Origin of the sequence: Streptomyces tirandamycinicus (genome assembly GCF_003097515.1) — a bacterium.
In the GTDB taxonomy this organism is placed as follows: domain Bacteria; phylum Actinomycetota; class Actinomycetes; order Streptomycetales; family Streptomycetaceae; genus Streptomyces; species Streptomyces tirandamycinicus.
Genome location: NZ_CP029188.1, coordinates 3429356 through 3455353, shown reverse-complemented (window position 1 = coordinate 3455353; position 25998 = coordinate 3429356). Strand labels below are relative to the sequence as shown.

The window sequence follows — 25998 nt, the reverse complement described above, 5'->3', positions numbered from 1 at the left end:
TCCCTGTTTCGGTCCCTGGTTTCCGTCGTCCGGACCGCGCCCGTCCGTCAGCCGACGAGCGCGTCCGGCTTGCCCTTGCTGCGCGGACGTTCGTCCACCATCTTGCCCCACACGATCATGCGGTACGTACTCGTGAACTCGGGTGTGCACGTGGTCAGCGTGATGTACCGGCCGGGCCCGGTGAAGCCGGAGCCGGCCGGCACGGGGGCGATCACCCCGATGTTCGACGGCGCGGTCTGCGGCAGGATGCTCCGCATCTCGTACGTGTAGTACGTGTCCTGGGTCTCGACGACGATCGGGTCGCCCTGCGTGAGCCGGTTGATGTACCGGAACGGTTCGCCGTGGGTGTTGCGGTGCCCGGCGACCGCGAAGTTGCCCTGCCGGTCCTCGGGCATCGCCGTCTTGAGCCTGCCCTCGGCGTAGTGGCCGACCATCCCGCGGTCCAGCACCCGGTGCTTGTCGATGCCCTCGGCGATCGGCACGACGACGTCGAGCTTGGGGATGTGCATGATGGCGAACCCCTGGCCCGGCTCGAACGCGCCGGGGGCCCGGCCCTTCGCCCACTCGTCCTGGATCTTGCTCGCCGCGGCGTTGGCCTGCTGGCCGGCCAGGATGTTGGTCCACCACAGCTGGTACGTGACGAACAGCAGCATCAGCACGCCGATGGTGATGAACAGCTCACCGAACGCGCGGCTGGCGATCACGGCCGGGCTGTCCTTGGCCGCCCGGGCAGCCCGTCGCGCCTCCACGCGGGAGAGCGGAGCGCCCGTCTCCGAGGGCCTCGGCGTCGGGGGCGGGGCGCTCGGTGCCCGGCGCCTGCGGCCCCGTCCCCGCGCCTTGGCCGCCTTGCGGCGCTCGGCGCGGCCCCCGGTGGGCAGCCCTGGTTCCGACGGGCCGGTGCCGGGCGTCCGTGGTCCCGCACCCGGGTCGTCATCGGGCGGGAAGAACTCCCCGGAAGGGAAGAACGGCGAGGGCACGGCCGCGGTGGGATGGTCCGCTCCCCGGTCCGGTCGAGCCGGGTACCCGGAGTCCGCCACGGTCCCGGTCGGGTGGCGGGCCCGGTCCTGGGACCGCTCCCCCGCCTCGGGGTACGCCTGCTGTCCGTACCAGTCCTCCTGGTACGCCGCTGCGGGGTACTGGCCGTCGCCGGGCCACTCCTGCGGCGCGGACTGCTGGGGCTCGCGCTGTCCGGGAACCTCCGGAGCGCGGTACCACGGCGGTCCCCCCTCGCCGCTCACGCCAGGGCCTTGCCCACCACCGGCGCGAGCCCCGCCGATCGGCCCACCGCGCCCGTGTCGCCGCATTCGGCCAGCCAGTTGGCCAGCATCAGATGGCCGTGCTCCGTGAGCACGGACTCGGGGTGGAACTGCACACCCTCCACCGGCTGCCGCCGATGGCGCAGGCCCATGATGATGCCGTCCTGCGTACGGGCCGTGACCTCGAGCTCGTCCGGCACGGTCGCCGGCTCCGCCGCCAGCGAGTGGTAGCGGGTGGCCGTGAAGGGAGAGGGCAGCCCGGCGAACACGCCCTTCCCCTCGTGCCGTACGAGCGAGGTCTTGCCGTGGAGCAGCTCGGGCGCCCGGTCGACCACCCCTCCGTAGGCCACGGCCATCGCCTGCATGCCGAGGCAGACTCCGAAGACGGGCACGCCGGTGGCGGCGCAGTGACGGACCATGTCGATGCACACCCCGGCCTGTTCGGGCGCGCCCGGTCCCGGCGACAGCAGCACCCCGTCGAAGCCGTCCTGGGCATGGGCCGTGGACACCTGGTCGTTGCGCACGACCTCGCACTGCGCGCCCAGCTGGTACAGGTACTGGACGAGGTTGAAGACGAAGCTGTCGTAGTTGTCGACGACGAGAATCCGCGCGCTCACTGGCCGTCCACCGTCACATCGTTGAACGGAAGCAGGGGCTCCGCCCAGGGGAACACGTACTGGAAGAGCCCGTACACGACCGCGAGGACCAGCACGAGCGAGATGACCGCCCGCACCCACGCGTTGCCCGGCAGATGCCGCCAGATCCAGCCGTACATGCCGTCCCTTTCCCTTCGGTACGTGACCAGATTAAAGGGCGCGGGGGACCTGTGGGTCAGCTGTGGAAAGCTTCCGGTTCGCCGCGGGTCACCGGCTGAGTGGCGTCGAGGTGCGCCCACACGACCAGCCGGTGGCTGCTGCCCCACTCCGGATCGCAGGTGGTGAGGGTCAGATAGCGGCCCGGCCCGTCGAACCCTGACTTCACCGGTACCGGGGCGACGACCCCCACGTCGCCGGGCACGGTCCGGTACGGCTTGTTCCGTATCCGGTAGGTGAACCATCTCGTCCCGTCGTTGAGGACGACGGCGTCCCCGGGGCGCAGCCGCGGGAAGTCCTTGAACGGATCCCCGTGGGTGCGGCGGTGTCCGGCCACCGAGAAGTTCCCCGTCGCGCCGAGCCGGGCGCTGCCCGCGTAGTGCCCGAGCCCCTTCCTCAGCGTCGCCGCCCCGGTGCCCTCCAGCACCGGCCAGGCCCAGCCCGTGCCGAAGCGCGGGACGTACATGACCGCGAAGGGCCTGCCGCTCGCATACGGCTTCGCCGTCCGCGGAGCCGGGTCCGGTGGGGGCGCGGGCGGGGCTCCGGGACCGGTCTGCTCCGGTCCGGGCGAGGTCGCCACCGGCTGCCGGGCCCACTCCTCCTGGAGGCGGACGATCTCGCCGTCCGTCGCGCCCTCGGCCGTCACGCCGGTCCAGAACAGCACGTACGCCACGAACAGGACGATCACGGCGCCGATGGTGATGCAGATCTCACTGAGTGTCCGGACGATCAGTCGCACCGACACGGGCCGGCCTCCCGGGGACTACTGGGCGGGCTTGGCGTAGTGGAGATCCACTGTGCCCGAGTAGCCCGGGAGAGTCACCGCCTCGCGCTCGTCGACTTTCCAGCCCAGCCCGTACGCCTTCACGTACAGCTGGTAGTTCTGGATCGCGGGGGAGGCGGTCAGCGCCTGCCTGAGCCGGTCCGGGTCGCCGACGGCCGTCACCTTGTACGGCGGCGAGTAGACCCGTCCCTGCAGGATCAGCGTGTTGCCCACGCAGCGGACGGCACTGGTGGAGATCAGCCGCTGGTCCATGACCTGGATGCCCCGGGCGCCGCCCTGCCAGAGGGCGTTGACCACGGCCTGCAGATCCTGCTGGTGGATGACGAGGTCGTTGGCCTGGGGTTCCGGGTAGCCGGGTGCCGCCTGGGCGTTCGGAGGGGCATCATTGAGAGTGACGGAGACCGCCCGGCCGCCGAGCTTCTCGGTTCCCGCGGCCACCTCCAGCGCCCTGAGCTTCTCGTCCTCGGCCTCGGTGGAGCCGTCGTCGCGTCTGGCGAGTGCGTCGACGTCCCTGCGGAGCGCCGAGGTGGACCGGTCGAGTTCGGCGTTCTCGTGGCTGCGCTGCTCGATCAGGTCGGAGAGCTTCAGCAGCGAGTCGTCGGTCCGGAGGTTGGTGCCCTTGGCCGTGTTGAAACTGGTGACGAAGATCATTCCGGCGAGCGCGAACACGGCAGCGCTCAGCAGGCGGACCGGTCGCCACCACGGGCGACGGACCGGCCCACCGGGGGAGTCGGCGGAATTGCTCAACGTACCCTTACCCTTCAGGCGCCGCGGAAGGACTACGCTAACGGACGCCCGGGGGAGGAACAGGTCCCCCCATCCCCCCGCCGGCGCCAGCCACAGTTCCCCTGCGCGGTCACGCAGCGCATCGACAGGAGAGTCCCTCGTGCCGAAGTCACGTATCCGCAAGAAGGCCGACTTCACGCCTCCGCCGTCCTCGAAGCAGGCGACCAGCATCAAGCTGACCAACCGCAGCTGGGTGGCTCCCGTGATGCTGGCGCTGTTCCTGATCGGACTGGCGTGGATCGTCGTCTTCTACGTCACCGACGGAACGCTTCCCGTGAAGTCGCTCGGGAACTGGAACATCGTGGTCGGCTTCGGCTTCATCGCCGGCGGCTTCGCCGTCTCCACCCAGTGGAAGTAGCGGCGGCCGGCGGCGGAGCCGGCGGACCGGTCGCTGTCAAGCTCTGCCCCTAAGTTATCCACAGCGTCGTCCACAGATGAGGAAAAGGTCTGACGATCTGTGGATAACTCTCCGGCTGTTGACGCCGATGTGACCACGGGGGGCCGTTCCAGCGACGATCGCACATTCGGCACTCCCCCTGCCCCTTCTGAGAAAACCCAGGTCTACCCAGGTCAGGGACAGGGGGCACAGCTGTTCCCCACAGGCTGCACACCATCCGCCACGTGCTGTGGACAACTTTGGGGAAAGCTCACGCTCAGGTGAGCAGCGACTGGGTCCTCAGGACGATGGCCGCCACGGAGACGAGCAGGACGACGGCACAGACCCCGGCCTGCACCAGGGTCCGCCTCCCGCGAGGGGCGTGCACCATTCCGAACGCGATCACCGTGCCGCCCACCAGGCCGCCGACGTGGGCCTCCCAGGAGATGCCGGGCATGGTGAAGGTGAAGAGGAGATTCAGCGCCAGCAGCGCGATCACCGGACGCAGGTCGTACTCGAGCCGCCGCAGCAGCACCGCCGTGGCGCCGAGCAGCCCCCAGATCGCCCCGGAGGCACCGAGCGCACCCTGGTTCGGCTCCGCCAGGAGGTAGACCAGCGCGCTGCCCGCGAGTCCGGACAGCAGATACAGCGCCAGATAGCGCACCCGGCCGAGTGCCGCCTCGAGCGGGCCGCCGAGCCACCACAGCCCCAGCATGTTGAACGCGATGTGCCAGACCTGCTGGTGCAGGAACACCGAGGTCAGCAGGCGGTACCACTCGCCGTCGGCGACTCCCACGACCTCCCGGATCCGGGGGTCGAACGCGAGCCCGATCAGATTGAGCCGGTCCGCGAGGGTCTGGTCGGCGAGCACCGCGAGGAACACCGCGGCGTTGACGCCCAGCAGGATCTTGGTGACGAGCCTCGGATCACCTGAGGTGAGTTCGGCTCCCGCGATCGTGCGGGGACGGCTCGCGGACGGGGCGTGCCCGGTCCCCGACCCCGTACGCACACACTCCGGGCACTGGAAACCGACGGACGCGCTGACCATGCACTCGGGACAGATCGGCCGCTCGCAGCGGGTGCAGCTGATGCCGGTCTCCCGGCCCGGATGCCGGTAGCAGCCCGGCAGCCCGTGCGCCGCCTGGGGCCGGTCCGGGCTTCCTGGCGCCTGATCCATGAGGTCCCCTCGTCTCCGCGCGTACTCCCGCGCAATGCTTCGCCCCGCTCGTCTTACGGACGAGCGGGGCGCAAAGGTTCCCGTACGGAACCCGGACTCCGCGGACGATCTCCCGCGGCCCCCGCGGGATCAGCCCTGACGGGTCTCGATCACGACGGACTCGATCACCACGTCGTTCAGCGGGCGGTCGGTGCGCGGGTTCGTCGGAGCCCCCGCGATGGCGTCCACGACCTTCCTGCCGGCCTCGTCCGTGACCTCGCCGAAGATCGTGTGCTTGCGGGTCAGCCAGGCGGTGGGGGCCACGGTGATGAAGAACTGCGAGCCGTTGGTGCCCGGTCCCGCGTTCGCCATGGCCAGCAGGTACGGCCGGTCGAAGGCCAGGTCCGGGTGGAACTCGTCGGCGAACTCGTAGCCCGGGCCGCCGGTGCCGTTGCCCAGCGGGTCGCCGCCCTGGATCATGAATCCGCTGATCACCCGGTGGAAGACGGTGCCGTCGTACAGCTTGTCCGTGGACTTCTTCCCGGTCGCCGGGTTGGTCCACTCCCGCCCACCCGTGGCGAGCTCGACGAAGTTCTTGACCGTCTTCGGCGCGTGGTTCGGCAGAAGCCGGATGTCGATGTCGCCGCGGTTGGTCTTCAGGGTGGCGTGGAGCTGCTCGGCCACGATCTGCCTTCCGTAAGTCTTCTCTGGTCTTCTCTGAGGTCCTCAGATCCTCCCACGGCAGGAGCGTGGAGGTGGAAAATGACCCGGATGCCCGCCCCGCATGCCGAGGCGGCCTCAGGCAGGCATGATTTCGAAACGGGCGGAAAGGCGGATGGTGCCTTCGCTGGGGCGACAAACGCCCCGGACGCCCGCGAACGCCACCGAGGAGGAGGATCCCGTGACCCGCATGGACAGCGTGCGCGCCGCGACGGACACGGCCAAGGAGAGCGTGCTGCACGCCGCGGAAGTGGTGGCGCCATACGCCGGCACGGCCAAGGACCAGGCCGCGATCTACGCCCACCAGGCTCGTGTCGCCCTCGAGCCCAAGGTGAAGAAGGCCGCACGCCAGGCGCGTCAGCAGGCCCGAGTCCAGTACAAGTCCCATGTCGCACCGCATGTTCCGCCGCAGGTGGACGACGCGGCGCACCGGGCCGCCGCCATGACCCGGAGTGCCGCACGCCAGGCGGCGGACTACACGGCTCCGCGCCTCGAGCACGCCGTAGCGGTGGCCCAGCCCGTGGGGCAGGAGGCCGTCGCCCGGTCGGCAGCCGCCCTTGCCGCGCTGCGCGGTTCGGTCACGGCCGAGGACATCAGGAAGCTCGCGAAGAAGAATGAGCGGCGTGCGAAGTGCGGTCGCGCCGCGAAGGGGGCGCTGGTCGTCGGCGCCGTCGCCGCGGGGCTGTTCGCCGTGTGGAAGTGGTGGGACAGGCAGGCCAACCCGGACTGGCTGGTGGAGCCTCCCGCCGCGACCGAGGTCCCGGACCGGCCACTGTCGTCGGTCGACGGGAACGATCGATCGGAGCTCGACCCGGACGTTCAGGCCAAGCAGGCGGAGAGCGATTCGGAGTCGGACCGCGAGGACCGTCGCTGACGCCAAGGGATGACCGTCACCGGCGTTCTGCGGGGAGGGCTGTCACACCGGCCGTCGCGCGGGGCCTGCGGGTGACGGCCTGGCCGGGGCTGCCGCCTGCGTGACGCCTTGCCGGGCTGCCGCCTGCGGCTTCGGACGGCCGTCGGCAGCCGGCCGCCTCGTTCCCGTCGGCCGCCTCGTTCCCGTCGGCTGCACCGGTTCCGGCCTCACCGGCCGTCCTCGGCTTCGTAGGGCCGGGGCGGAAGGCTGTGCCGCCACCGGGACGGTCCAGGTGACGCACGCATCGCCGACGACGCGTGGCACCGGACAGCGGGCGCCGGACGCGTGACACCGGACAGCGGGCGCCGGGTGGGCCGAGAGCCTCCCGGCGCCTCATGCTGCCGCCGGAACGCGCTCCTCGTCCTCGACGTACGACGGCTCCCGCTGCGCTTCGGCCATGTCGTCGAGGGTGGGCACCTTGCGGACCGCGGGTGAGGCGCCGTGGGCCTCGGCACGGATCCGCTGCTTGATCGTCGGTGGCAGGGCGCGGTCGCGAGGAGTCCGCTGGCGTACCACCTGGTGCCAGAAGCCGTGCATGGCCAGGCTCCCGTACGTCCCCGCGGCGGTCGTGGGCGCCGAGCCCGCCCCGGCGGGCGGCTCGTGCGCACCCGCTCTGTTCCCCGCGCTCCGCGCGCCGGGGACGGTGGGCTTGCGCTCGGCGGGACTCTCCGGCTGACGCGGGCCGGCCGACTGCTCGGCGGCCTTGGCGGAAGAGGTGAACCCGAGGGAGCCGAGCAGGGTGACGATCAGGGAGACGAAGGCGGTCCACAAAGAGGTGACCTTGACGGCGGCCATGGCTCCTCGCTTTCGGATTGGGCGTTTTACATACGTTCTTCATGATGTGGACGCATCCCGAAAATCGTGGGACCTCGGCGCCGGGTCGGCGGATCTTCCGATGAACACCACCCGTGCGGCCTACGCCCCCTGAGCCGCCGTCATACCGGACGGGATGCCTCGCCCCCCTTCCCGCCTGCGGAGACGACCGCAACTCCGGGGCGGGCGGCGCCTAACCCGGCGGCACGCATCCCGCAACCCGACACGGACACCGCCCGCTGCTCCGGACGTGCCGCACATGCGCCGGACGGGCGCCGGACGGCTCCAGACGTGCACCGGAAGTGCGCGACGGGCGCGGGAGCGGATCCGGCGCGGCCGCCCCGCTCCCGTACCGGGCGCCGTCCCGGGAACGGCAACAAAGATTGCCCTGGGCGGCGGCGGAACCGCACCCTCGTCGGTGGAGGTGATCGCCATGACCGGCGCCCAGAACGACATCAGCAAGCGAACCTCGTACGACGTCATCGTGATAGGCGGAGGGGCGGGCGGGCTGAACGCCGCACTCGTGCTCGCCCGGGCCCGTCGCGCCGTAGCCGTCGTCGACTCCGGGAAGCCCCGCAACGCCCCCTCGGCCCACATGCACGGCTTCCTCTCCCGTGACGGCATGCCCCCGCTCACCGTGCTCGAGGCCGGCCGCGCGGAGGTCGAGCGCTACGGCGCGGTCCGGATCGACGGCGCGGTGGAGCAGGTCGACGCCGGGGAGGCCGGTGGGTACGTGGTCCGCCTGGAGGGCGGCGCGACCCTGGACGCCCGGCACGTCGTGCTCGCCACCGGGTTGCGGGACGAACTGCCCGAGATCCCGGGCGTGCGCGCGATGTGGGGCGGGGACGTGCACTTCTGCCCGTACTGCCACGGCTACGAGGTCCGCGACCAGCCGATCGTCGTGCTCGGCGTGCACCCGGCCTCCCCCGGGCAGGCGCTGCTGCTGCGCCAGTGGTCGCCGCACATCGTGTACGTCCCGCACAGCCGCCCGCTCGCCGACGAGGAGCGTGAGCGCATGGACGCCCGCGGCGTCGAGGTGGCAGAGGGACCGGTGGCCGCGCTGCTGAGCAAGGACGGCCGGCTGCACGCGGTGGAGCTGGCCGACGGGCGTACGATGCGGTGCGCCGGAGTGTTCCTCTTCCCGGGGATGACGCCGAACGACGGAGTCTTCGACGGCCTCGGCTGCGCCAGGGACGACCAGGGCCGGTTGGTCACCGACCGGGCCGGCCGCACCAGCCGCCCGGGCCTGTGGGCCGTCGGCAACGTGGTGGACTCCCGCGCCCAGGCCGTCACCGCGGCCGGCATGGGCGCCGCGGCCGCGTTCGCCCTCAACCACGACCTGGTGGACGAGGAGACCGAGCGGGACCTGGCCGCGTACCGCGCCGCCGCCGACGCCTCCGGGGCGCCCGTACCCGCGTCCTGAACGGACGGGCGCCGCCGTCCCCTCGCCGCCCGCCCGCCCCGGCTTAGGTGCCGGAGGCGGGCGTTCGGCGTGCCGGGCGGGCGCGCAGGTGCATCCGCTCGCCCTGGCGGCCGAAGATGCTGAGGACCTCGACCGGGCCCTTCCCCGTGCTGCCGAACCAGTGCGGCAGCCGCGTCTCGAACTCGGCGACCTCTCCGGGGCCGAGGACCAGGTCGTGGTCGGCCAGCACGAGCCGGAGCCGCCCGGAGAGCACGTACAACCACTCGTAACCCTCGTGGGTGCACAGCTCAGGGGTGTCGCGGGTGGCGGGCAGGACCATCTTGTAGCTCTGCAGCGGCCCGGGCTGGCGGGTCAGCGGCAGCACGACGTTGCCGTTCACCGTGTGCGGCTTCACGCGGACCCGCGGATCGCCCACCTCCGGCGCACCGACCAGTTCGTCGAGGGGGACCTGGTGGGCCTGGGCGATGGGCAGCAGCAGTTCGAGGCTGGGGCGGCGCTGTCCCGCTTCGAGACGCGAGAGCGTGCTCTTGGAAATTCCGGTCGCCTCCGCGAGTGCGGCGAGGGTGACACCCCGAGCGGTGCGCACCCGCCTGAGCCGGGGACCGACGGCGGCCAGGGCCTGGGCGATCGTCGACGGCTGCTCCACAGGGCCATTAGAACGGCATATCCCTGAACTCGCAACCACTGGTGCTGTTTTCGGCCCGCGCGCCGCCAACCAGTCGCGCCCCGCCCGGGTCCGCGCGGCCCCGGGCGGGGCGCGGGGCCTTCGCGGCGCGGGCTGCTCGCGGCGCGGGGCGCTGCGGGGCGCCCCGGGGTCAGAGACCCAGCGACCGGCCGATCAGCTCCTTCATCACCTCCGTCGTCCCGCCGTAGATCGTCTGCACCCGGCTGTTGACCCACTCCCGGGAGATCGCGCTCTCCTTCAGATAGCCGTAGCCACCGTGGATCTGGAGGCAGCGGTGGGCGATGCCGACCTGGAGCTCCGTCGTCCACCACTTCACCTTGGCCGCGTCCGCCACCGAGAGCCGCCCCGCGTTGAACTCGGCGACGCAGTGATCGAGGAACACCTGGGCGATGGTCAGCTCGGTGTCCATCGTGGCGAGCTGGAAGCGGTTGTGCTGAAAGCTTCCGACGGTCCGGCCGAATACCTCACGGGTCCTGGCGTATTCCAGGGTGTCCGCCAGCATCCGCTCCGCAGCGCCCACCGCCACGGTGGCGATGCTGAGCCGCTCGCGGGGAAGTCCGGCCATGATGTACGCCAGACCGGCGTTCTCCTTCCCGATCAGCCGGTCGGCGGGAACCCGGCAGTCGTCGAAGAACAGTTCACAGGTGTCGCTGGCGTGCCAGCCCAGCTTCTCCATGCGCCGCCCGCGGGTGAAGCCGGGCGCGCCTCGCTCCACCACCAGCAGGCTGATGCCCTGGGCTCCGCGCTCGGGGGCGGTCTTGGCCGCGACGACGACGACATCGGCGTTCTCACCGTTAGTGATGAACGTCTTCTGGCCGTTGAGGACGTAGGAATCGCCGTCGCGGACCGCCGTGGTGCGGATGTCGGCGACATCGGAGCCGGCGTCGGGCTCGCTCATCGCGATGGCCGCGACGAGCTCGCCCGAACAGAGCCCGGGCAGCCACCGCTTGCGCTGCTCCTCGGTGGTCCGCTCCGCCAGGTAGGTGGCGATGACGTCGTTGTGGGCGACGAAACCGGGAGCCGTCGCCCGGGCCCACATGATCTCCTGCGAGAACACCGCCGGATAGCGGTAGTCGGGCTCCCCGCCCCCGCCGTACGCGGGGTCCACTCCGATGCCGAGGAGCCCGGCCTGCCCGGCCTTGCGCCACACCTCGCGGTCGACGATGCCGTCCCGCTCCCATCGGGCGTGGTGCGGCAGCACCTCGCGCCGGAGGAACTCCCGGCAGGTCGTCCGGAACTGCTCGTGCTCCGCCTCGTACCTGCTGCGTGCCACGCGGTCACCCCTTCCCGGGGTCGATGTCGTCGGCGATCGTGGTCAGGGTCTCCTCGGGGCGCTGGACGGCCGCGAAGTGGCCGCCGTCGATGCCGACCCGGCGGACCGGGGCCGTGCTGTGCGCGGCCCACCGCCAGACCTTCGCCGGCGGAGCGTGCACGTCCTGCCGGGCGGCGATCAGGGTGAGCGGGAAGTCCGCCCGCAGCCCGCGTGCCTCCTGGGCGAACTCGGCCCGGACCGCGTCGTCCTCGCGCAGCATGCGCAGCACGATGCGGCTCATTGCCGGGTCCGCGAGGACCGCGGCCGGGGTCCCCCCGTCGGCGGCGGTCCGCGCGAGGAGTTCCTCGTCGGGCACGGACTCCAGCAGCGGCCCGGGTCGCTGGAGCCCGGGTGGGACCGCGCCGGACAGCACGGCCCGCTCCGGGGCCGCACCGGTCTGGCGCGTCACCTCGATGGCCACGGCGAGGCTCATGGTCGCGCCGAAGCTGTGCCCGAAGGTCGCCCAGCACGGGCCGGGCGTCCGGTCGCGTTCCGCCAGCAGGTCGGCCACCACCTGGTCGGCCATGCACCGTACGAGGGAGCGGAAGCCGGGCGCCTTCCGCTCCTGGCGGCGGGTCCCTCGGCCGGGGGCGTCCACACCCCGGACCAGCAGGTGCGGCCCGCCGAGCCGCTGCCAGCTCCGGTAGACCTGCGAGGTCGCCCCGGCGTGCGGGAAGCAGTAGAGCCGCACCGGGGTCCCTGGTTCGGGCCGCACGCTCACTCCTTCGTGCTCCGGGCCAGCTTCTCGGCCAGCATCAGGGTGGTCAGGTTGGTGGGTGCGCTGGGGATGACCGGGAAGAGCGAGGCGTCGGCGATGCGCAGGTTCTCCGTGCCGTGCACCCGGCCTTCCTGGTCGGCGACCGCCCACGGGTCGCTGCCCGGCCCCATCCGGCAGGACCCGGCGGCGTGCCAGCCGGGGTTCATGATGTGGCGGACACCGCTGCGCACCACGCCCTCGTTGGCGACCATGCGGTCGCTCCAGAACTGGGTCCTGTCGAGCCGGCTCGACAGGCCGCGGGACCTGAGGATGCTCCAGGCCCGGCGGACCCCGTGGCAGAGGCGCTCCACGTCCTCGGGGTCGGTGCCGATGCCCAGTTCGATGACGGGCTCGGCGAACGGGTCGGCGCTGTCCAGGAAGACCCGGCCGCGGGAGCGCGGGCGCATCAGCATCACCGAGATGCCGACGACCAGCGGCCAGCCGAGCCGGTCGACGAAGCCGGGGATGGTGTGGCTCTCCACGTTGTTGAGCAGGCCCATCTGGATGTCCACGTCGTCGTCGAAGCCGCTGGTGGTCCTCGCCGCCACCTGCCGCCAGGGCAGGCCAGGGGTGCACACCCCGTCCGCCGGCCTGGACCAGATGACGACCGACGGGTGGTCCACCAGGTCGCGGCCCACCCCGGGCAGGTCCACGACGGGGGTGACGCCCAGCGCCCCGAGCAGCCCGGCGTCGCCGACGCCCGAGCGCTGGAGGATGACGGGGGTGCCCACGGCGCCGGCGCTGAGCACGACATGCCGGGCCCGGATCGTGGTGAACGTGCCGTCGGTCTCGGCCTCCACCCCGACGGCCCGGTTCTTCTCGAACAGCACCCGGGTGACCCGCAGACCGGTGCGCAGACGGAGGTTGGGCAGGCCGCGAGCACCGCTGAGGAAGGCGGTGGCCGCGTCGACGCGTTCGCCGTCGACGGTGTTGCCGGGGATCGGGCCGACGCCGGCCTCGCTGCCGTCGTTGAGGTCGGGCAGGTCGGTGACGCCCTGCCGGTTGCACTCCTCCCAGAAGGCCGTGTCGAGGGGGTGCACCTGGTCGCGCGGGGTACGGCGGATCGGCAGCGGCCCGCTGTCGCCGTGCAGCCGTCCGGGATGGTCGGCGTCGTTCTCGATGTCCTTGTAGTAGGGCAGCACGCGCTCCCAGGACCAGTCCGGGTTGCCTGCGGCCTCCCAGGCGGCGAAGTCGCGGGGCAGACCGCGCAGGGCGATGGCGCCGTTGACGGCGGAGCCGCCGCCGACGACCTTGCCGAGCTGGTACGGGAACCGTTCCCGCAGGGCCCTGGCCGCAGCCCGGCCGGCGGCCTCCTCGCTCCCGGCTGCCCGGGACCGGCCCTGGACCAGCTCCTCCAGGCGGCTGCCGGTACGGAGGTTGGCGCGGTAGTCCCAGTTGTGACCGGTCAGCACGAGCCGGCCCGCGTCGGCCAGCGGGTGTGTCCGGTCGCGGGGGCGCGGCTGGTCCTCCCCGGCCTCGATGAGCAGGACGTCGCCGGAGCCCCGGGCGGCGAGCCGGGCCGCGGTCAGGGCTCCGGCCGAGCCCGCGCCCACGATCACGTACTCCCATTCGCGCGCCGGCGCGGCGGGATCGCGGCCGGCGGTCACGCCGCGGGCTCCTCGGCACCAGCGACGAGTTCGGCGAAGGACGCGATCGACGCGTTCATGAACAGGCCCTCCACCATCTCCTGCTCCAGGTCGGCGTCGGTGCCGAACTCGGTGCGCAGCAGCGCGAGCAGGCCGACGGCGTGCAGGGAGTCGCCGCCGATGTCGAAGAACCCCTCCTCCACACCGAAGTCGTCGTGGCCGAGCTGCTGCGCCCAGAGCCGGAAGAGCCGCTCCTCGACCGGGCTGCGCGGGGTGACCCGCGGGGCGGTGGTGCCGGAGTCGTCGTTCCAGGGGGTGGGGAGCGCCTTGTGGTCGATCTTGCCGTTCGGCGTCAGGGGCAGGGCGTCCAGCGTCAGGAAGCGGCTGGGCACCATGTAGCCGGGCAGCACGGCGGTGAGCGCCCCGCGCAGTTCCGCCGGATCCGGGTCGGCACCGGGCTCGGGCACCACGTAGGCGGCGATCTGCCGCTGTCCGGTGCGGACGTGGGCGGGCGCGGTGACGAGGGCGGTGCGCACCCCCGGGCGGCGCAGCAGGGCTGCCTCGATCTCGCCCAGCTCGACCCGGTAGCCGTTGATCTTCACCTGGAAGTCCTCGCGGCCCAGGATCTCGATGTCGCCGCCGGGCAGGTAGCGGCCGAGGTCGCCGGTGCGGTAGACGCGCTCCCCGGTGACCGGGTGGACGAGGAAGCGTTCGGCGGTGCGCCCGGGGTCGCCGAGGTAGCCCTGGGCCACGCCGACCCCACCGATGTGGATCTCACCGGTGACGCCCACGGGGGAAGGCTCCAGCCACTGGTTGAACACATGCATGGTCTGGTTGGCCAGCGGTTTGCCGTACGGGATGCTCGCCCAGTCGGGCCGCACGGCGCCGATCGGGTGGTGGATCGACCAGATCGAGCCCTCGGTGGCGCCGCCGAGGCTGATCACCCGCATCGCGGGGAGCTTCTCCCTGATCCGGTCGGGCAGGTCGACGGGGATCCAGTCGCCGCTGAGCAGGGCGAGCCGCAGCCGGCAGCCGCGCGGGACCGCGCCGTCGCCGAGCGAGTCGATCCACATCCGCATCGGCGCGGGCACGCTGTTCCAGATGGTGACGCCGTAGCGGCCGATGAGCTGCGACCAGTGGGCCACGTCGTTGCCGCGGGCCGGGTCGGGCACGACGACGGCGCCGCCGGCGCCCAGGACACCGAAGACGTCGTACACGGACAGGTCGAAGCCGGTCGGGGCGAGCGCCATCGTCCGGTCGTCCTCGTCGACGCCGAAGCGCCGGTTGATGTCCTGGACGGTGTTGGCGGCGCTGCGGTGAGTGATCATCACGCCTTTGGGCTCACCGGTGGAACCCGAGGTGAAGATGACGTAGGCCAGGTCGTCGTGGCCCTGCCGGCGCTCGGGGCGTTCGGTGGAGCGGTTCCGGGTGTCCTCGTCCTCGGCCGTCAGCACCGTCACGCCGTCCGGCCAGACCAGCGCGTCCCGCAGTTCCGGGTCGGTGACCACAGCGCGGACGGAGCACCGGTCCAGCAGGCTCAGGCGCCGTGCCTCGGGCAGGTCCGGGTCGACGGCCACGTACGCGGCGCCGGAGTGGAGCACGCCGAGCAGCGCGGAGACCTGGGCGGCGCCCGGCCGCATCGACACGGCGACGATCTCGTTGGGCTCGACGCCGGGGCCGTCCAGGATCCGGTGCGCGATCCGGTGCGCGTTCTCGGTGAGCGTGCGGAACGTGGTCTCGGCCCCGGGTGTGACCACGGCGACGGCGTCGGGGCGGCGCGCGGCGGCCCGGGCGACCAGTTCGTGGAGCAGCGCCGGCGGGATGTCCTCGGCCGTGGCGTTGGCCCGCTCGCGTTCCTCGCTCTGCGCGGCCGGCAGCGGCACGATCCCGCGGGTGGCGTCCCACACGGAGGCGTCGTCGACCAGCCGGTCGAGCAGGGTCGTGTACGCCGCGAGCATGTCCTCGACCGTGCCTTCGGGGAACAGGCCCTCGACCGCGTTCCAGTTGACGCAGAGCCGGCCGTCCCGTTCGAGGATCTGGTTCTCCAGCCAGACCTGCGGGGTGCGGCTGTGGTCGTGGACCAGCTCGCCGAACGCCTCCAGGGTTCCCGGGCCGTCCGCGCCGTCGCCCGCGCCGAGCGTGCTGGAGAAGACCACGGGCACCGAGGCGCGGCCGTCGTCGCTGCGGCGGGCCAGGTCGCGCAGAACCCGGATGCCGCCGTACGTGGAGTGCGCCAGGTCCTCCAGGGCCTGCCGCTGGACGCCGCGGGCGCGCTGCTCGAAGGTCTCCTCGGCCCGGCCGCCGACGGCGAGCAGGCTCGGCGTGAGGAAGTCGCCGATGACGGAGTCGAGCTGCGGGTGTATTCCGACCCGGTGGAACTGGGTGACGGTCAGGGTGAACCGCTGCCGACGCGACCAGGTCCGCACCACCTCCGCGTACGCGGCGAGCAGCACGCCCGACGGGGTGAGCCCGTGCCGCCCGGCGGCCTCCCGCAGGGCCTTCCAGCGCTCCGAGGTGAGTTCGGCCCGGTGCCGTACGAAGCGGGGGGTGCCGAGTTGCTCGGGTGCCGCGGCGAGCGGCAGTTCGGGGGCGGCCGGCAGGGTGTCCAGGCGGTCCGCCCAGTAGGCGGCGGCCTCCTGGCCCAGGGTGTCGCCGCGCAGGTCCTCCTGTGCGAGGACGTAGTCGCGGAACGACAGCTCCAGGGGCTCCGGGGTCCAGGCCGGCTCGTCGTAGAAGCGGCGCCACTCGTCGAGGAGCAGGCGCAGGCCCCGCATGTCGAGGAACAGCAGGTCCACGGCCAGGTGCAGCCGGAGCCGGTCGCCGTCCAGCAGAGTGGCCCGGATGTCGAACGGCGGCGTCCGGTCTGCGGGGAGCACCTGCTCGGTCAGTTCGGCCCGTATGCGGCCGACTTCGGCGAGCTGTTCCTCGCTGCCGCGGCCCCGGAGGTCGGTGCGGCGAATGACGTACGGGTCCACCTCGTCCGCGGCGAGTGCCCGCTGGGTCTGGTCGGGGCAGGCCACCGTGCGCAGCGCGTCATGCCGCTCGACGACCTTCCGCAGGGCTTCGGTCAGGCGGTCCACGTCGAGACCGGGACAGTCGAACTCCAGGTAGTACTGGCTGGAGACGCCGCCGAGTTCCAGGCCCTTGTGGCGGCCGATCAGATAGGCCTGCTGGATGTCGGTGAGGGGGTACGGCTCGTGACGCCGTTCCGGTTGCGGCTTGAGGTCGGGCAGCCGGGTCTCGTCCAGGCGGGGGTGACCGGCCCCGCCCCGCAGCTCCGCGTAAAGATCCTCCATCGAGGTCCGCCCCTTTTCCATCAGTTGCCCTCGCGGGATTTCGAATTCCTGTACGGAATCGGAGGCTAGAGGGGGCCCCGGACGGTCTCCATACGGTCCGACCGTAGGAACGACCGTAGAATTTGAACCGTACTCGACGCCGTACTCGACCACCGCTGGACCGGCGGTCGACTGCCCTGCCGCACCACGGACCCCACCATTGACCGGCGGCGGGAGCACGGCGACATCATCGGGGCATGGGAATTCCGAACTCCCGGGACACGGCCGGGAAACGCATACTCGTCGGGGGCACCGGTTCCATTGCGGTGACCCGACTTCCGTCGTATATCGAGGCGATGCGCCGGCAGATCGGCGGCAGCACGTTCACCGTTCTTCTCACGCACACCGCGGCGTCCTTCCTCCCGCCGGAGAGCGCGGCGCTCTTCGCCGAGCGGGTGGTGTGCGGGGAGTCCCCGGCCGACTGGCCGGCGGACAAGCCGTCCCGGCTCGCGGGTGAGCACGACGTCCTCGCGGTCCTGCCGGCCACCGCCCACACGCTCGCCGGCGCGGCGGGCGGCGCCGCACCCAACCGTCTGCTGACGGTGGCCCTGTCGATGGACTGCCCTGTCGTCTACTTCCCGGTGATGGGCGCCAGGATGTGGCACAAGCCGGCCGTACAGCGGAACATCGCCCGGATCCGCGAGGACGGCGGGCTGGTCAACGAGCCGGAGTGGCACGACGGTTTCGACCCGGCCACGGGCACCGTCAGCCACCATCCCGCGCTGCCCTCGCCCGAGGCGGTGGCCGGGGTGATCGAGGACCTCCTGGCCAAGCAGCGCTGATCCGGCCGGTATGGGTGTGCGGCCCCGCCCGTCCGGCGGGGCCGCACACCCATACCGGCCGGATCAGGAGGCGATGGCGGTCGCCTCGATCTCGATGAGGAAGTCGGGTTCGGCGAGCGCCGCCACGCCGACGAGTGTGGTGGGGCGGATGACGTCCGCGCCCAGCCTCGCGGCGGCACGCTCGGCACCCGCGGTGATGGCCTCCCACTTGTCGAGCGACCAGTCCACGACGTACATCGTCAGGCGCAGCACGTCGTCGAAGGTGGCACCGGCCGCCTCCAGACCCGTCGCGATGTTCAGGTAGATCTGCTCGGTCTGGGCGGCGAGATCACCCGTGCCGACGGGCTCGCCGTCGGCGGTACGCGGGGTCTGGCCGCTCAGGAAGACCACCCGGCTGCCGGTGCCTACGGCCAGCTGCCGCCAGCCGTAGGGCTTGGGGAGGCCGGGCGGGTCGATCCCCTCGACTGCCATGGCACTGTCCTTTCTCGAAGCGCCGTGCGGGCGGCCGGGACGGGGCCCGCACGCGCGGCTGGTGTGTGGTGCGCGGAGGGAGAGCGGGCGTCAGCCGTTCTCGCGGCAGGTCGCGTAGTACTTGCGCAGCAGGCTGACGAGCTCGGGGTCGAAACGCGAGGCGAAGAGCAGCTCGGCCGGAGGGGTGAACTCCGGGTCCAGCTCGTTCGCCCAGGCGAGGGTCGCCGGACGCAGGTCCATCTCGATCCACTGGTGCCACTCGACGGGGATCGTCCAGTCCTGCTCGTAGCCGATGCCCATCTGGTGGTCGATGAGGACGTCGACGATCTCCTCGCGGGTGCCCGTCCTGAGCGGCGGCCGCAGAGGGGCGAAGCGGTCCAGGTCGGCGACCGGCTGCTCGCCCAGGATCCGGGCGGCGAAGTCCTGGGCCAGGAGCGGGGAGAGGTGCAGGCCGTCGCGGTAGGTGCCGGTCATGATCCACAGGCCCCGCATGCCGCCACGGCCGAGCAGAGGGAAGCCGTCCATGGACACCGGGCGGTTGCCCACCTGGACCTTGGCGACGTCGCTGTTCCACAGGTTGCGGCGGACCTGGCGGTGGGCGCACTGGAGGAGGAAGACCAGGTCGCGCATCTCGGCGGTGTCGCGCGGCTCCACGGAGATGACGTTGGTGGCGCCGAGGTAGACGTGTCCGCCGCCGCGCGGGACGACGTGGAGGCCGCAGGCGAAGGAGCGGTTCGGAGTCCGGATGACGCTGCCCGGGGTGGTGCCGTCGGCGGTCCTGACCAGCGAGGAGACGCCGTAGCCGCTGACCAGGCGGGGAACGCGGGAGCCGATGGGCAGGCTGTCCAGGAGCTCCTGGCTGCGGGCGCCGGCGGCGAGCGTCACATGGTCGGCGCTGATCGTCCGCCCGGAGTCGGTGACGACACCGGTGACCCGCTCCCCCTGGTGGACGACAAGGGTGGCGAACTCGGGGACGAGGGTGACCCCGGCCCGTAAGGCCGCCTGCTCCAGCCGCTCCAGGAGCGCGGCGGCGTCGACGGCGTGCTCACCGGGTATGTGGAATGCCTTCAGCGGGCGGGATATCGGCTCGGCGTCCACCCAGTCGAGATCGGCGGGGTCGACGTCCGCGAAGGGCTCGTCGTAGCGGGTGAGTTCGGCCCGGATGGCGTTGTAGTTGGCATCGTCGATCTCGGCCGTTCCGATGGCGTTGAGGATGACGGTGGTGCCGTCGGCGGTCTTGACGGGGGCACCCTCGGTCCCCGCCTCCAGCTCGGCCAGCCACCGCGGCCACAGCTTCGTCGCCTGGATTCCGAGTTCGAGTTTGGCCCGGCCGTGCTCGGTGGCCAGCAGCGAGGTGGTGACCTCACCGAAGCTGCCGAGCATGGCTCCGGCCGCCGCCGATCCGGCCCAGGGGCGGTTCGGCCGGCCGAGCACGGCCACCCGCTGTCCCCGCTGCGCCAGGACCCAGGCGAGCGAGAGTCCGAGGACTCCGTTGCCGGCTATGACGACCTCGAAGCCGGTGCCGTCCGCTTCTCCGTTGGTGCTCATGGCATTCCCATCTTCCGGGGCGGTCGCGTCGCCCTGCCGTGGATTCGGATTCGTCTGAGCTGGTGCTGGATCAGCGGCACAGGAACTCGTACATGGTGAAGTCCATGTCGACGGTTCCGCGCTCGTTGGTGTGGGCGGCGACCACGGAGGACGCCGGGAAGTCGGCCGCGGGCAGTTCGACGGACTCGCTGCGGTAGCGGCGGCCTTCGAACCCGGTCTCGGCGGCGGCCCGCAGCAGCTTGTCCGGGTTGCCCATGGCCTCGCTGGTGCCGAGGTAGACCCTGGCGTCCGGGGCCAGGTGCGGCACCACGTCACGGAAGAACCTGCGCACCGTCCCGTAGCCCGGGTCGAAGACCGCGCGCTCTATCTGACCTGCGTAGGGGCGGCTCTCGGGTGCCTCGATGAACGGGGTGTTCCAGAAGACGAGGTCGAACGGCTCGGCGGGCTCCAGGGGGTCGAACAGGTCACCGCTCAGTGCCGTGACCCGGTCGGACACCCCGTGCCGGGCGGCGTTGCGGCGGGTGTTCTCCGCCGCCGCCGGGTTGATGTCCAGGGCGACCACACGCCGGGCGCCGCGCTGCGCCGCGAGCACCGCGGCGACGCCGGCACCGCAGCCCATCTCCAGGAAGCGACTGCCCTTCTCGTACGGCACCCAGGAGGCGAAGAGCTCCGGGCCGGGGTCGGTGTAGGGCGGGAACACGTCGGGGAGCAGTTCCCATTCCTGGTCGAGCAGGGTGAAGGTCGTTCGCGCCGGACGGTCCGGGCTCCGGATCTGCGACACCACCCAACTGCCGAGTTCGTAACCGAGTGCGTTGTCCATGGTTTCCTCCCTGCGGGGAGCCGTGGCGGAGTCCGGGGGAGCTCCGCCACGGCCCCGGTCGGCTGGTCGATCGGGAGCGCGGACCTGGAAGCGGAAGGGCGAGGTCAGCTCTCGCCCGTCTGCGGGCCGCGCGCTCGACTGCGGGCCGTCGTCCGGTCGATCAGGACGACGGGCACGGTGAGTACGGCCAGGGCGGCGCCCAGCCAGGGGATGGAGATCAGTCCGGCGCCGGCGCCGAGGGCAACGCCCGCCAGGACGGGAACGATGCTGATGCCGAGCTGGAACATGGAGACGGCGGTGGCTCCGGCGAGTGTGGGCGCGTCGGCCGCGACCGTGAACACCCGCCCGTAGATGGCCGGGTTGAGCACGAACCCGGCCACGCCCAGGAGCAGGACCAGGACGACGACGGCGATGGTGTGGTCGGCGAGCACGGCGAGCAGTACCGACGCGGTGAGGATGCCCACGGCTCCGATGAGGAGGGCGTGGTGCGGACGCCCGTCGGCGATCCGGCCGCCGATCGACAGACCGGCGAAGGCTCCGATGCCGAACAGGACGAGGATCGGGGGCACCCACACCGAGTCGACGCCGGTGATGTCGGTGAGGAAGGCCGCGAGGTAGTTGTACGAGATCATGTACGCGGCGGTGCTCAGCAGCGTCGCGGCGTACACGACCCACAGCTGCGGCTTGCGCATGGTGCGCAGCTCGCGGCGCACGCTGGGTTCCTGGGCGGCCCTGGTCGCGGGGACGGCGACGGCCGTCGCGACCGCGCCGAGGACGGTGAGGGCGGCCACCGCCCAGAACCCGCCCCGCCAGCCGGTGAAGTGGCTGAGGAACGCTCCGGCCGGTCCGCCTGCGACCATGGCGACGCTGAGTCCGCTGACCACCACACCGGAGGCCCGCGCGGTGCGGTCGGGGGTGACGAGTCCGATCGCGGTGACCGCGGCGACCGCCCAGAAGCCGGCGTAGGCCAGACCGCACAGGAACCGGGTGACGGTCAGCACCGTGAAGCTGTCCGTGATGAGGCCGATCGCCACGCAGACCGCGAACACGGCCTGCGAGAGCACCAGCGTGGTCCGCCGCGGCCAGCGCAGCGTCAGGACCGCGAGCGGCGGTCCGCCGATGACCACGCCGATCGCGAACGCGGAGATCAGCGCTCCGGCGGAGGAGAGCGAGATGTTCAGGTCGTCCGCGATGTCGGGGAGGACTCCGGCGAGCAGGAACTCGGCGCTGCCCATCGCGAACAGGCTGAACGCGAGCAGGTAGACGGCGAACGGCAGCCGGCCCCCGGTCCTGCGGGGGACCTCCTCATGGGCTTCGGTCTGGGCGCTCATCGGCTGCCGCCGAACGGTCGGGGGCTGGTCGGACGCATGGGGCGAACTCCTTGTCCTGGGGACGGGGACAGGCGGATCAGGGCGGGTGCGCTCCGGTCCGCCGGGCGGGCGAGGCACGGCGCCGGCGTGCTCCGGGGGCGGCCGCCCGCAGCGGGCCGCCCCGGTGATCCGCCTGGCAGCGGCGGTCACTACTGGTCCCCATGCTGGAACCGAGCGTGGCGGACGGACAACGTTTGTTGCCGATACCGGGACGGGCGGGCGGGACCGGGCGGAACCGGTGCCCGGAGCCGGTCGCAGGATCAGTCCTCACCCGGCGGGGCCTCGCCCCAGCCCCACTTCTTGATGGTGGTGCGTGACGAGGGCGGGACGTCGGGCTGGGAGTTGGCCATCGCCCGGCGCGAACCGAACTCGATGTAGCCGACGAACGCCGAGCGGAACTCCGCGTCCTCGGGGAGGCCCACCACGTCCATCGCCTCCAGCATCAGTTCGACCCAGCGGGCCCGCTGCTCGGGCCTGATGGAGCGGCCGAGGTGCCGGGAGACCATGTGCGGGTAGCCGCCGTGGTGCTCGGTGTAGCGCTCGGGGCCGCCGAGCACCTCGCCCAGGAAGGTCGCGACGTGCTGCGGATGGTCGTCGTCCATGTGCCGGAAGAGCGGGGCGAGGAGCTCGTCCTTGCGGACCCGCCGGTAGAACTCCTCCGTGAGCCGTTCCAGCGCCTCGGCGCCGCCGGCCCACTCGTACAGGGTGGGCGTCCGGTCCGTCACTGTGTCACCTCTTCCGTGAGAGCGTGGTGTCCGTGGTGCGGCGGGCTCAGGCCGCGTACAGATCGAAGGTCGGCGTGGGCGGGCCGCCCTGGGCGGCGCTGTCCAGCCGCGGGTCGACCGCGAGCATCGCCTGGTGCAGTCGCTGGAGTCGCGGGGCGGGCTCCAGGCCCAGCTCCTCGACCAGCCGTCGGCGCAGCCTGCGGTAGAGGTCGAGGGCCGCGGACTGCCGTCCGGAGCGGTAGAACGCCACCATGGCCTGGGCGTGCAGCCGCTCGTGCGCGGGATGCCGTTCCGTCAGTTCCACCAGTTCGGCGAGGAGTTCCGTGTGCCTGCCGAGAATCAGCTCGGCATCGACGCATCGCTCGGTGGCGAGCAGCCGGCTCTCCTCCAGGGCGGCCGCGTGGATCCGCAGGCCCGGTCCGGTCCGTACGTCCACGAGCACCGGCCCCCGCCACAGCGCCAGGGCCCGGCGCAGCAGCCGCGACGCGAGTTCGCTGTCGCCGTCCGCGAAGGCGGCGTGGCCGGCCCGGGCAGCCCGCTGGAAGGCGAAGGCGTCCACGTCCTGCTCCGCGAGGCGCAGCAGATAGCCGCCGTGTCCGGTGGCCAGGAGCCGCCGGGCCCGGGCCGGGCCGTCCGGACCGCCGAGGGCGGCGGCCAGGGCCCGGCGCAGCCGCAGGACGTAGGTCTGGAAGGTGGGCTGCGCGCTGCGCGGCGGCGCCGGACCCCACAGCTCCTCCCGCAGGGTGGACACCGGGACGAGCTGGCCCGGGTGGAGCGCGAGAAGCGCGAGGATCTGCCGTGTCTTGCCCGCCGTGCAGACGACCGGGACACCGTCCGCCTCGGCCGTCAGCGGGCCCAGAATCCGAATTTCCACACATCCTCCGTCGCTCGCTCATGGCTCGTCCGGTTTCCCGTCCTCGCCGGTGGCCTTTCCGGAAAGGAACGTAGGAGTGCGGGGGCGGGGCCCTCAATACGGTGGGACCGTAGGGCTGACCGAAGAATCTGCGGCCGTCGGCCTTCCTACGGTTATCGGGACGTGAACGGACGGCTTCCCCGGCACGAACGCCGAGGGCCTTCCGCATTGTGGGGAAGAACGCCCGGAGAAGGTCACGCGAGGGAATGCGGAACGGGCGGCGCCCAGCGGCGCCGAGGGAATCCCGGCCGGTGCGGGCTCTCCCCGACGCGTCGACCGGGCGCGGGCGCCGGTGCCCGCGCCGCCGCGGCGCCCGCCGGGGCTCGCGCAACAGCCCTCGGGCGCCGCGACCGCACGGGAGGGTCAGGCGCGGTGCCGGCACAGGCGGGCCGTGTGCACGGTGACCGCCGCGAGGTAGAACGCGTCGGGGCGCCACAGGATGCCCGTGCAGGCGTCGCCGTCCAGGAGCTGCTCCACGGTCAGCCGGTCGACCAGGTCGAGTCGTGCTCCTACCTCTTCGAGCAGTCGGCGCAGCCGGGTGTGCAGATGGCGCCGCACGGACAGGTCCAGCGGGGCGGGGAAGTCGATCAGGAAGGTGCGGCTGCCGGTGGGCACGAGCCCGGCGGAGGCCAGCAGCCGCGGCCAGTCCTCGACCACGGACACGGCGTCCGGCAGCAGGGCGCGCGCGGCGGTGAACCGCTCTTCGAGGGCCGCGTCCAGACGGGCCTGCAGACCGGGCTTGCCGATACCGATGTCGCGGGGCAGGAAACGCGTCGGCAGCCCCCGCTCGGCGACGGCGAGCAGCCCGCCGGGCCGCAGCGCGGACGCCAGGCTCCGCAGCGCCGACTGCTGGTCGCCGAGATGACGGCAGACGTTGCCGGTCCAGATCAGTTCGGCCGGTCCGAGCCGGCGGAACTGTTCGGGTCGTTCGGCTCGCCGCGCGGTGATCCGCCCGCTCAGCCCGTTCTCCTCCGCACGGGTCACGACCCCGGCCAGGAGGGCGGCGGACCGGTCCACGGCGACGACCTGCGCCTGGGGGAACGCACGGGCCAGGACGCAGGAGGCCGCTCCGGACCCGCTGCCCACGTCGAGGATCCGGCGGACCGCCGCCGTGCCCCGGTCCCCGGGTTCGAGCAGGCCCCGCAGCCAGTGCGCCGCGTCCGTCACGAACCCGGAGTGGTGTTCCGCCTCTTCCTCCAGGAAGCCGGAGTGCGGTTCCGTCTCTTCCTCCGGCTCGGTGCCGAAAGCCTCGCCGTCGCGGCCCGGAGCGCGGTGTGTGGGTGTCATGGGTCACCTCCGGCGGCCAGGATGTGGACGCCGCGGGCAAAGGGCAATTCCTGTTGCCGGTTCCGGGACGGTTCGGCGCCCGACACGGCCCGGAACCGGCCGGCGCGGACCGGCGCCCGACCGTCCGTGCACGGCAGGGCCCGTAACCCGGCCGGCGCGGCGACCCCCCGATCCCGTCCGTGCACGACACGGCCCGGAACGGGCCGGCGCGGCGACCGCCCCGGAAACCCGTCCAGGAGCGATGCGCCCCGGACCGGACCGCGCTCAGTACCCGGCGGCCGCCGCCGTCAGGCGGCCCGCGGCAGCCGGGCGGATCAGGTCCCGCGCGAAGGTGTCCAGGAGTGCCTGCCGGGCGGTGAGCGGGACGTAGTGGCCGCCGGGGAACGTCTCCACCCGCAGGGCGCGCCGGGTGCACCCGCGCCAGCCGGACAGGTCCCCCCTCGTGACGCTGCGGTCCCGGACACCGCTCATCGCGGTGATGGGGCAGTGCACGACGTGGCGCGGGTCGCGCCGGTAGGACTCCATGACGGTGAGGTCCGCCCGCAGTGCGGCCAGCGCCCGGGCGGCGCGCCGCGGGTCCCGGTCGACCGGGGGCATCCGGCCGCGCTCGCGGAGCACGCCCGTCATTGCCGGGTCCGGCAGCCGGGCGACCCCGTGCCCCGGCACGGTCCGGTGCGGCACCCCGGAGCCCGACACGTACAGGCGCTCGGCGACCGTGTCGTGCTCCCATTCGAGCCGGGCGGCCGTCTCGTAGGCGAGGAGGGCGCCGAAGCCGTGCCCGTAGAGCGCGAACGGACGGTCGCACATGCGGGCCACATACGCCATGATCTCGCCGATCAGCGGCTCCAGACTGTGCAGCGGGCGGGTGCGCGGGTGACGGCCGCGGCCGGGCAGCTCCACGGGGGTGACGACCACCGAAGGGCCGATGGCCTCGGCCCAGGGCCGGTACACGGCGGCCGAGGCGCCCTCGAACGGGAGGCAGAACAGCCGCACCGAGGTGTCGCAGTTCATCGGTTCCGCCAGAGGGCTGTCCGGCTGCGGAGGCCGGGGCCGGGCACGTCCTGCCGCGCCCGCTCGCACACCCGCGGCAGGAGACCGGTCGGGGACGGCACGAACCGCCCGGCGCGGCCGCCGCCGGGCGGGGCGGGGGGCTGCCCCCGCCCCGGCGGCAGGACCGGGCGGACGACCCGTATCGGGCGAAGCTCCTCACTGGCCACGGTCACGCGGGCACCGACCCCTCCATCAGATTTCCGCCATTGGGCTCCGGGTGAATTCCTCGGGCACCGGGGGAGCCTTTCCACCGGCCCCACCGGTCACCATCACCGCGACGCGGTGCAGAACGTACCCGTGCGGTACCCACGCACATCA

At 72.5% G+C, this 25998-nt stretch carries 25 protein-coding genes; 4 read left to right on the top strand and 21 right to left on the bottom strand.

What is annotated here, in order from left to right; all coding sequences use genetic code 11:
- Window positions 1-47: 47 nt before the first annotated feature.
- The 5 genes from DDW44_RS15285 to DDW44_RS15270 are packed head-to-tail and all read right to left on the bottom strand — an operon-like array spanning window position 48 to window position 3599.
- The gene (locus DDW44_RS15285; RefSeq protein ID WP_108906780.1) at window positions 48-1238 is read right to left on the bottom strand and encodes a class E sortase; all 1191 of its coding nucleotides are present in this window, start codon (window positions 1236-1238) and stop codon (window positions 48-50) included.
- Window positions 1235-1873 carry an aminodeoxychorismate/anthranilate synthase component II gene (locus DDW44_RS15280; protein WP_018890708.1) on the bottom strand — a complete coding sequence of 213 codons (639 nt, stop codon included), beginning with the start codon at window positions 1871-1873 and terminating at the stop codon, window positions 1235-1237. The genes DDW44_RS15285 and DDW44_RS15280 overlap by 4 nt, the downstream gene beginning before the upstream one ends.
- On the bottom strand, window positions 1870-2031 hold the full coding sequence (locus DDW44_RS32080) for a hypothetical protein (RefSeq protein ID WP_017948206.1): 162 nt from the start codon (window positions 2029-2031) through the stop codon (window positions 1870-1872). The genes DDW44_RS15280 and DDW44_RS32080 overlap by 4 nt, the downstream gene beginning before the upstream one ends.
- Window positions 2032-2087: 56 nt before the next feature.
- Window positions 2088-2813 (bottom strand): class E sortase, encoded by a 726-nt coding sequence (locus DDW44_RS15275; protein ID WP_108906779.1) that lies wholly within the window; start codon window positions 2811-2813, stop codon window positions 2088-2090.
- 18 nt (window positions 2814-2831) lie between these two features.
- The gene (locus DDW44_RS15270; protein WP_026165338.1) at window positions 2832-3599 is read right to left on the bottom strand and encodes a DUF881 domain-containing protein; all 768 of its coding nucleotides are present in this window, start codon (window positions 3597-3599) and stop codon (window positions 2832-2834) included.
- A gap of 139 nt (window positions 3600-3738) precedes the next feature.
- Between DDW44_RS15270 and crgA the strand changes: the two genes are divergently transcribed.
- A complete protein-coding gene (crgA, locus tag DDW44_RS15265; RefSeq protein ID WP_017948209.1) occupies window positions 3739-3996 on the top strand; it encodes a cell division protein CrgA in 258 nt (85 codons plus the stop codon).
- 295 nt (window positions 3997-4291) lie between these two features.
- Here crgA and DDW44_RS15260 read toward each other — a convergent pair whose 3' ends face one another.
- Together DDW44_RS15260 and DDW44_RS15255 are read right to left on the bottom strand one after the other, a co-directional pair.
- Window positions 4292-5191, bottom strand: coding sequence for a rhomboid family intramembrane serine protease (locus DDW44_RS15260; protein WP_108906778.1), 900 nt, complete (start codon window positions 5189-5191; stop codon window positions 4292-4294).
- Between the two features lie 129 nt (window positions 5192-5320).
- Entirely contained in the window at window positions 5321-5854 is a 534-nt protein-coding gene (locus tag DDW44_RS15255; RefSeq protein ID WP_018890705.1) for a peptidylprolyl isomerase, read from the bottom strand.
- Between the two features lie 217 nt (window positions 5855-6071).
- Here DDW44_RS15255 and DDW44_RS15250 point away from each other — a divergent pair, with 217 nt between their 5' ends.
- Window positions 6072-6764 (top strand): DUF5324 family protein, encoded by a 693-nt coding sequence (locus DDW44_RS15250; protein ID WP_108906777.1) that lies wholly within the window; start codon window positions 6072-6074, stop codon window positions 6762-6764.
- Between the two features lie 372 nt (window positions 6765-7136).
- Here the strand turns inward: DDW44_RS15250 and DDW44_RS15245 are convergent, their stop codons facing one another.
- Entirely contained in the window at window positions 7137-7598 is a 462-nt protein-coding gene (locus DDW44_RS15245; protein WP_108906776.1) for a DUF6344 domain-containing protein, read from the bottom strand.
- Window positions 7599-8049: 451 nt separating this feature from the next.
- Between DDW44_RS15245 and DDW44_RS15240 the strand changes: the two genes are divergently transcribed.
- Complete coding sequence (locus tag DDW44_RS15240; RefSeq protein WP_244224044.1) at window positions 8050-9039, top strand: NAD(P)/FAD-dependent oxidoreductase; 990 nt, start codon at window positions 8050-8052, stop codon at window positions 9037-9039.
- Window positions 9040-9082: 43 nt separating this feature from the next.
- On the opposite strand, the gene DDW44_RS15235 is transcribed toward DDW44_RS15240, so the two are convergent.
- The 5 genes from DDW44_RS15235 to DDW44_RS15215 all read right to left on the bottom strand — a co-directional run bounded on the left by DDW44_RS15235 (window position 9083) and on the right by DDW44_RS15215 (window position 16675).
- Window positions 9083-9685 (bottom strand): helix-turn-helix domain-containing protein, encoded by a 603-nt coding sequence (locus DDW44_RS15235; protein WP_027734047.1) that lies wholly within the window; start codon window positions 9683-9685, stop codon window positions 9083-9085.
- Between the two features lie 169 nt (window positions 9686-9854).
- The gene (locus tag DDW44_RS15230) at window positions 9855-10997 is read right to left on the bottom strand and encodes an acyl-CoA dehydrogenase family protein (protein WP_018890701.1); all 1143 of its coding nucleotides are present in this window, start codon (window positions 10995-10997) and stop codon (window positions 9855-9857) included.
- A 4-nt stretch (window positions 10998-11001) separates the two neighbouring features.
- The gene (locus DDW44_RS15225) at window positions 11002-11751 is read right to left on the bottom strand and encodes a thioesterase II family protein (RefSeq protein ID WP_244224043.1); all 750 of its coding nucleotides are present in this window, start codon (window positions 11749-11751) and stop codon (window positions 11002-11004) included.
- 2 nt (window positions 11752-11753) lie between these two features.
- The gene (locus DDW44_RS15220) at window positions 11754-13400 is read right to left on the bottom strand and encodes a GMC family oxidoreductase (RefSeq protein WP_108906773.1); all 1647 of its coding nucleotides are present in this window, start codon (window positions 13398-13400) and stop codon (window positions 11754-11756) included.
- Window positions 13397-16675, bottom strand: a complete 3279-nt coding sequence (locus DDW44_RS15215; protein ID WP_276323274.1) for a non-ribosomal peptide synthetase — start codon at window positions 16673-16675, stop codon at window positions 13397-13399. Before DDW44_RS15215 ends, DDW44_RS15220 begins: the two co-directional genes overlap by 4 nt.
- A 236-nt stretch (window positions 16676-16911) precedes the next feature.
- On the opposite strand from DDW44_RS15215, the gene DDW44_RS15210 reads away from it, so the two are divergent.
- On the top strand, window positions 16912-17496 hold the full coding sequence (locus DDW44_RS15210; protein ID WP_026281788.1) for a flavoprotein: 585 nt from the start codon (window positions 16912-16914) through the stop codon (window positions 17494-17496).
- A gap of 63 nt (window positions 17497-17559) precedes the next feature.
- On the opposite strand, the gene DDW44_RS15205 is transcribed toward DDW44_RS15210, so the two are convergent.
- The 8 genes from DDW44_RS15205 to DDW44_RS15170 all read right to left on the bottom strand — a co-directional run bounded on the left by DDW44_RS15205 (window position 17560) and on the right by DDW44_RS15170 (window position 25641).
- The gene (locus DDW44_RS15205) at window positions 17560-17967 is read right to left on the bottom strand and encodes a RidA family protein (RefSeq protein WP_018890696.1); all 408 of its coding nucleotides are present in this window, start codon (window positions 17965-17967) and stop codon (window positions 17560-17562) included.
- A 90-nt stretch (window positions 17968-18057) separates the two neighbouring features.
- Window positions 18058-19515 (bottom strand): NAD(P)/FAD-dependent oxidoreductase, encoded by a 1458-nt coding sequence (locus DDW44_RS15200; protein WP_027734051.1) that lies wholly within the window; start codon window positions 19513-19515, stop codon window positions 18058-18060.
- Window positions 19516-19585: 70 nt separating this feature from the next.
- Window positions 19586-20335, bottom strand: a complete 750-nt coding sequence (locus tag DDW44_RS15195) for a methyltransferase domain-containing protein (protein WP_018890694.1) — start codon at window positions 20333-20335, stop codon at window positions 19586-19588.
- A gap of 104 nt (window positions 20336-20439) precedes the next feature.
- Window positions 20440-21666 carry a Cmx/CmrA family chloramphenicol efflux MFS transporter gene (locus DDW44_RS15190; RefSeq protein ID WP_027734052.1) on the bottom strand — a complete coding sequence of 409 codons (1227 nt, stop codon included), beginning with the start codon at window positions 21664-21666 and terminating at the stop codon, window positions 20440-20442.
- A gap of 299 nt (window positions 21667-21965) precedes the next feature.
- A complete protein-coding gene (locus DDW44_RS15185) occupies window positions 21966-22430 on the bottom strand; it encodes a group II truncated hemoglobin (RefSeq protein ID WP_018890692.1) in 465 nt (154 codons plus the stop codon).
- 46 nt (window positions 22431-22476) lie between these two features.
- A complete protein-coding gene (locus DDW44_RS15180; RefSeq protein ID WP_108906771.1) occupies window positions 22477-23304 on the bottom strand; it encodes an AfsR/SARP family transcriptional regulator in 828 nt (275 codons plus the stop codon).
- 402 nt (window positions 23305-23706) lie between these two features.
- Window positions 23707-24630, bottom strand: a complete 924-nt coding sequence (locus DDW44_RS15175; protein ID WP_108906770.1) for a class I SAM-dependent methyltransferase — start codon at window positions 24628-24630, stop codon at window positions 23707-23709.
- Between the two features lie 264 nt (window positions 24631-24894).
- A complete protein-coding gene (locus DDW44_RS15170) occupies window positions 24895-25641 on the bottom strand; it encodes a thioesterase II family protein (protein ID WP_018890689.1) in 747 nt (248 codons plus the stop codon).
- Between the last annotated feature and the right edge of the window lie 357 nt (window positions 25642-25998).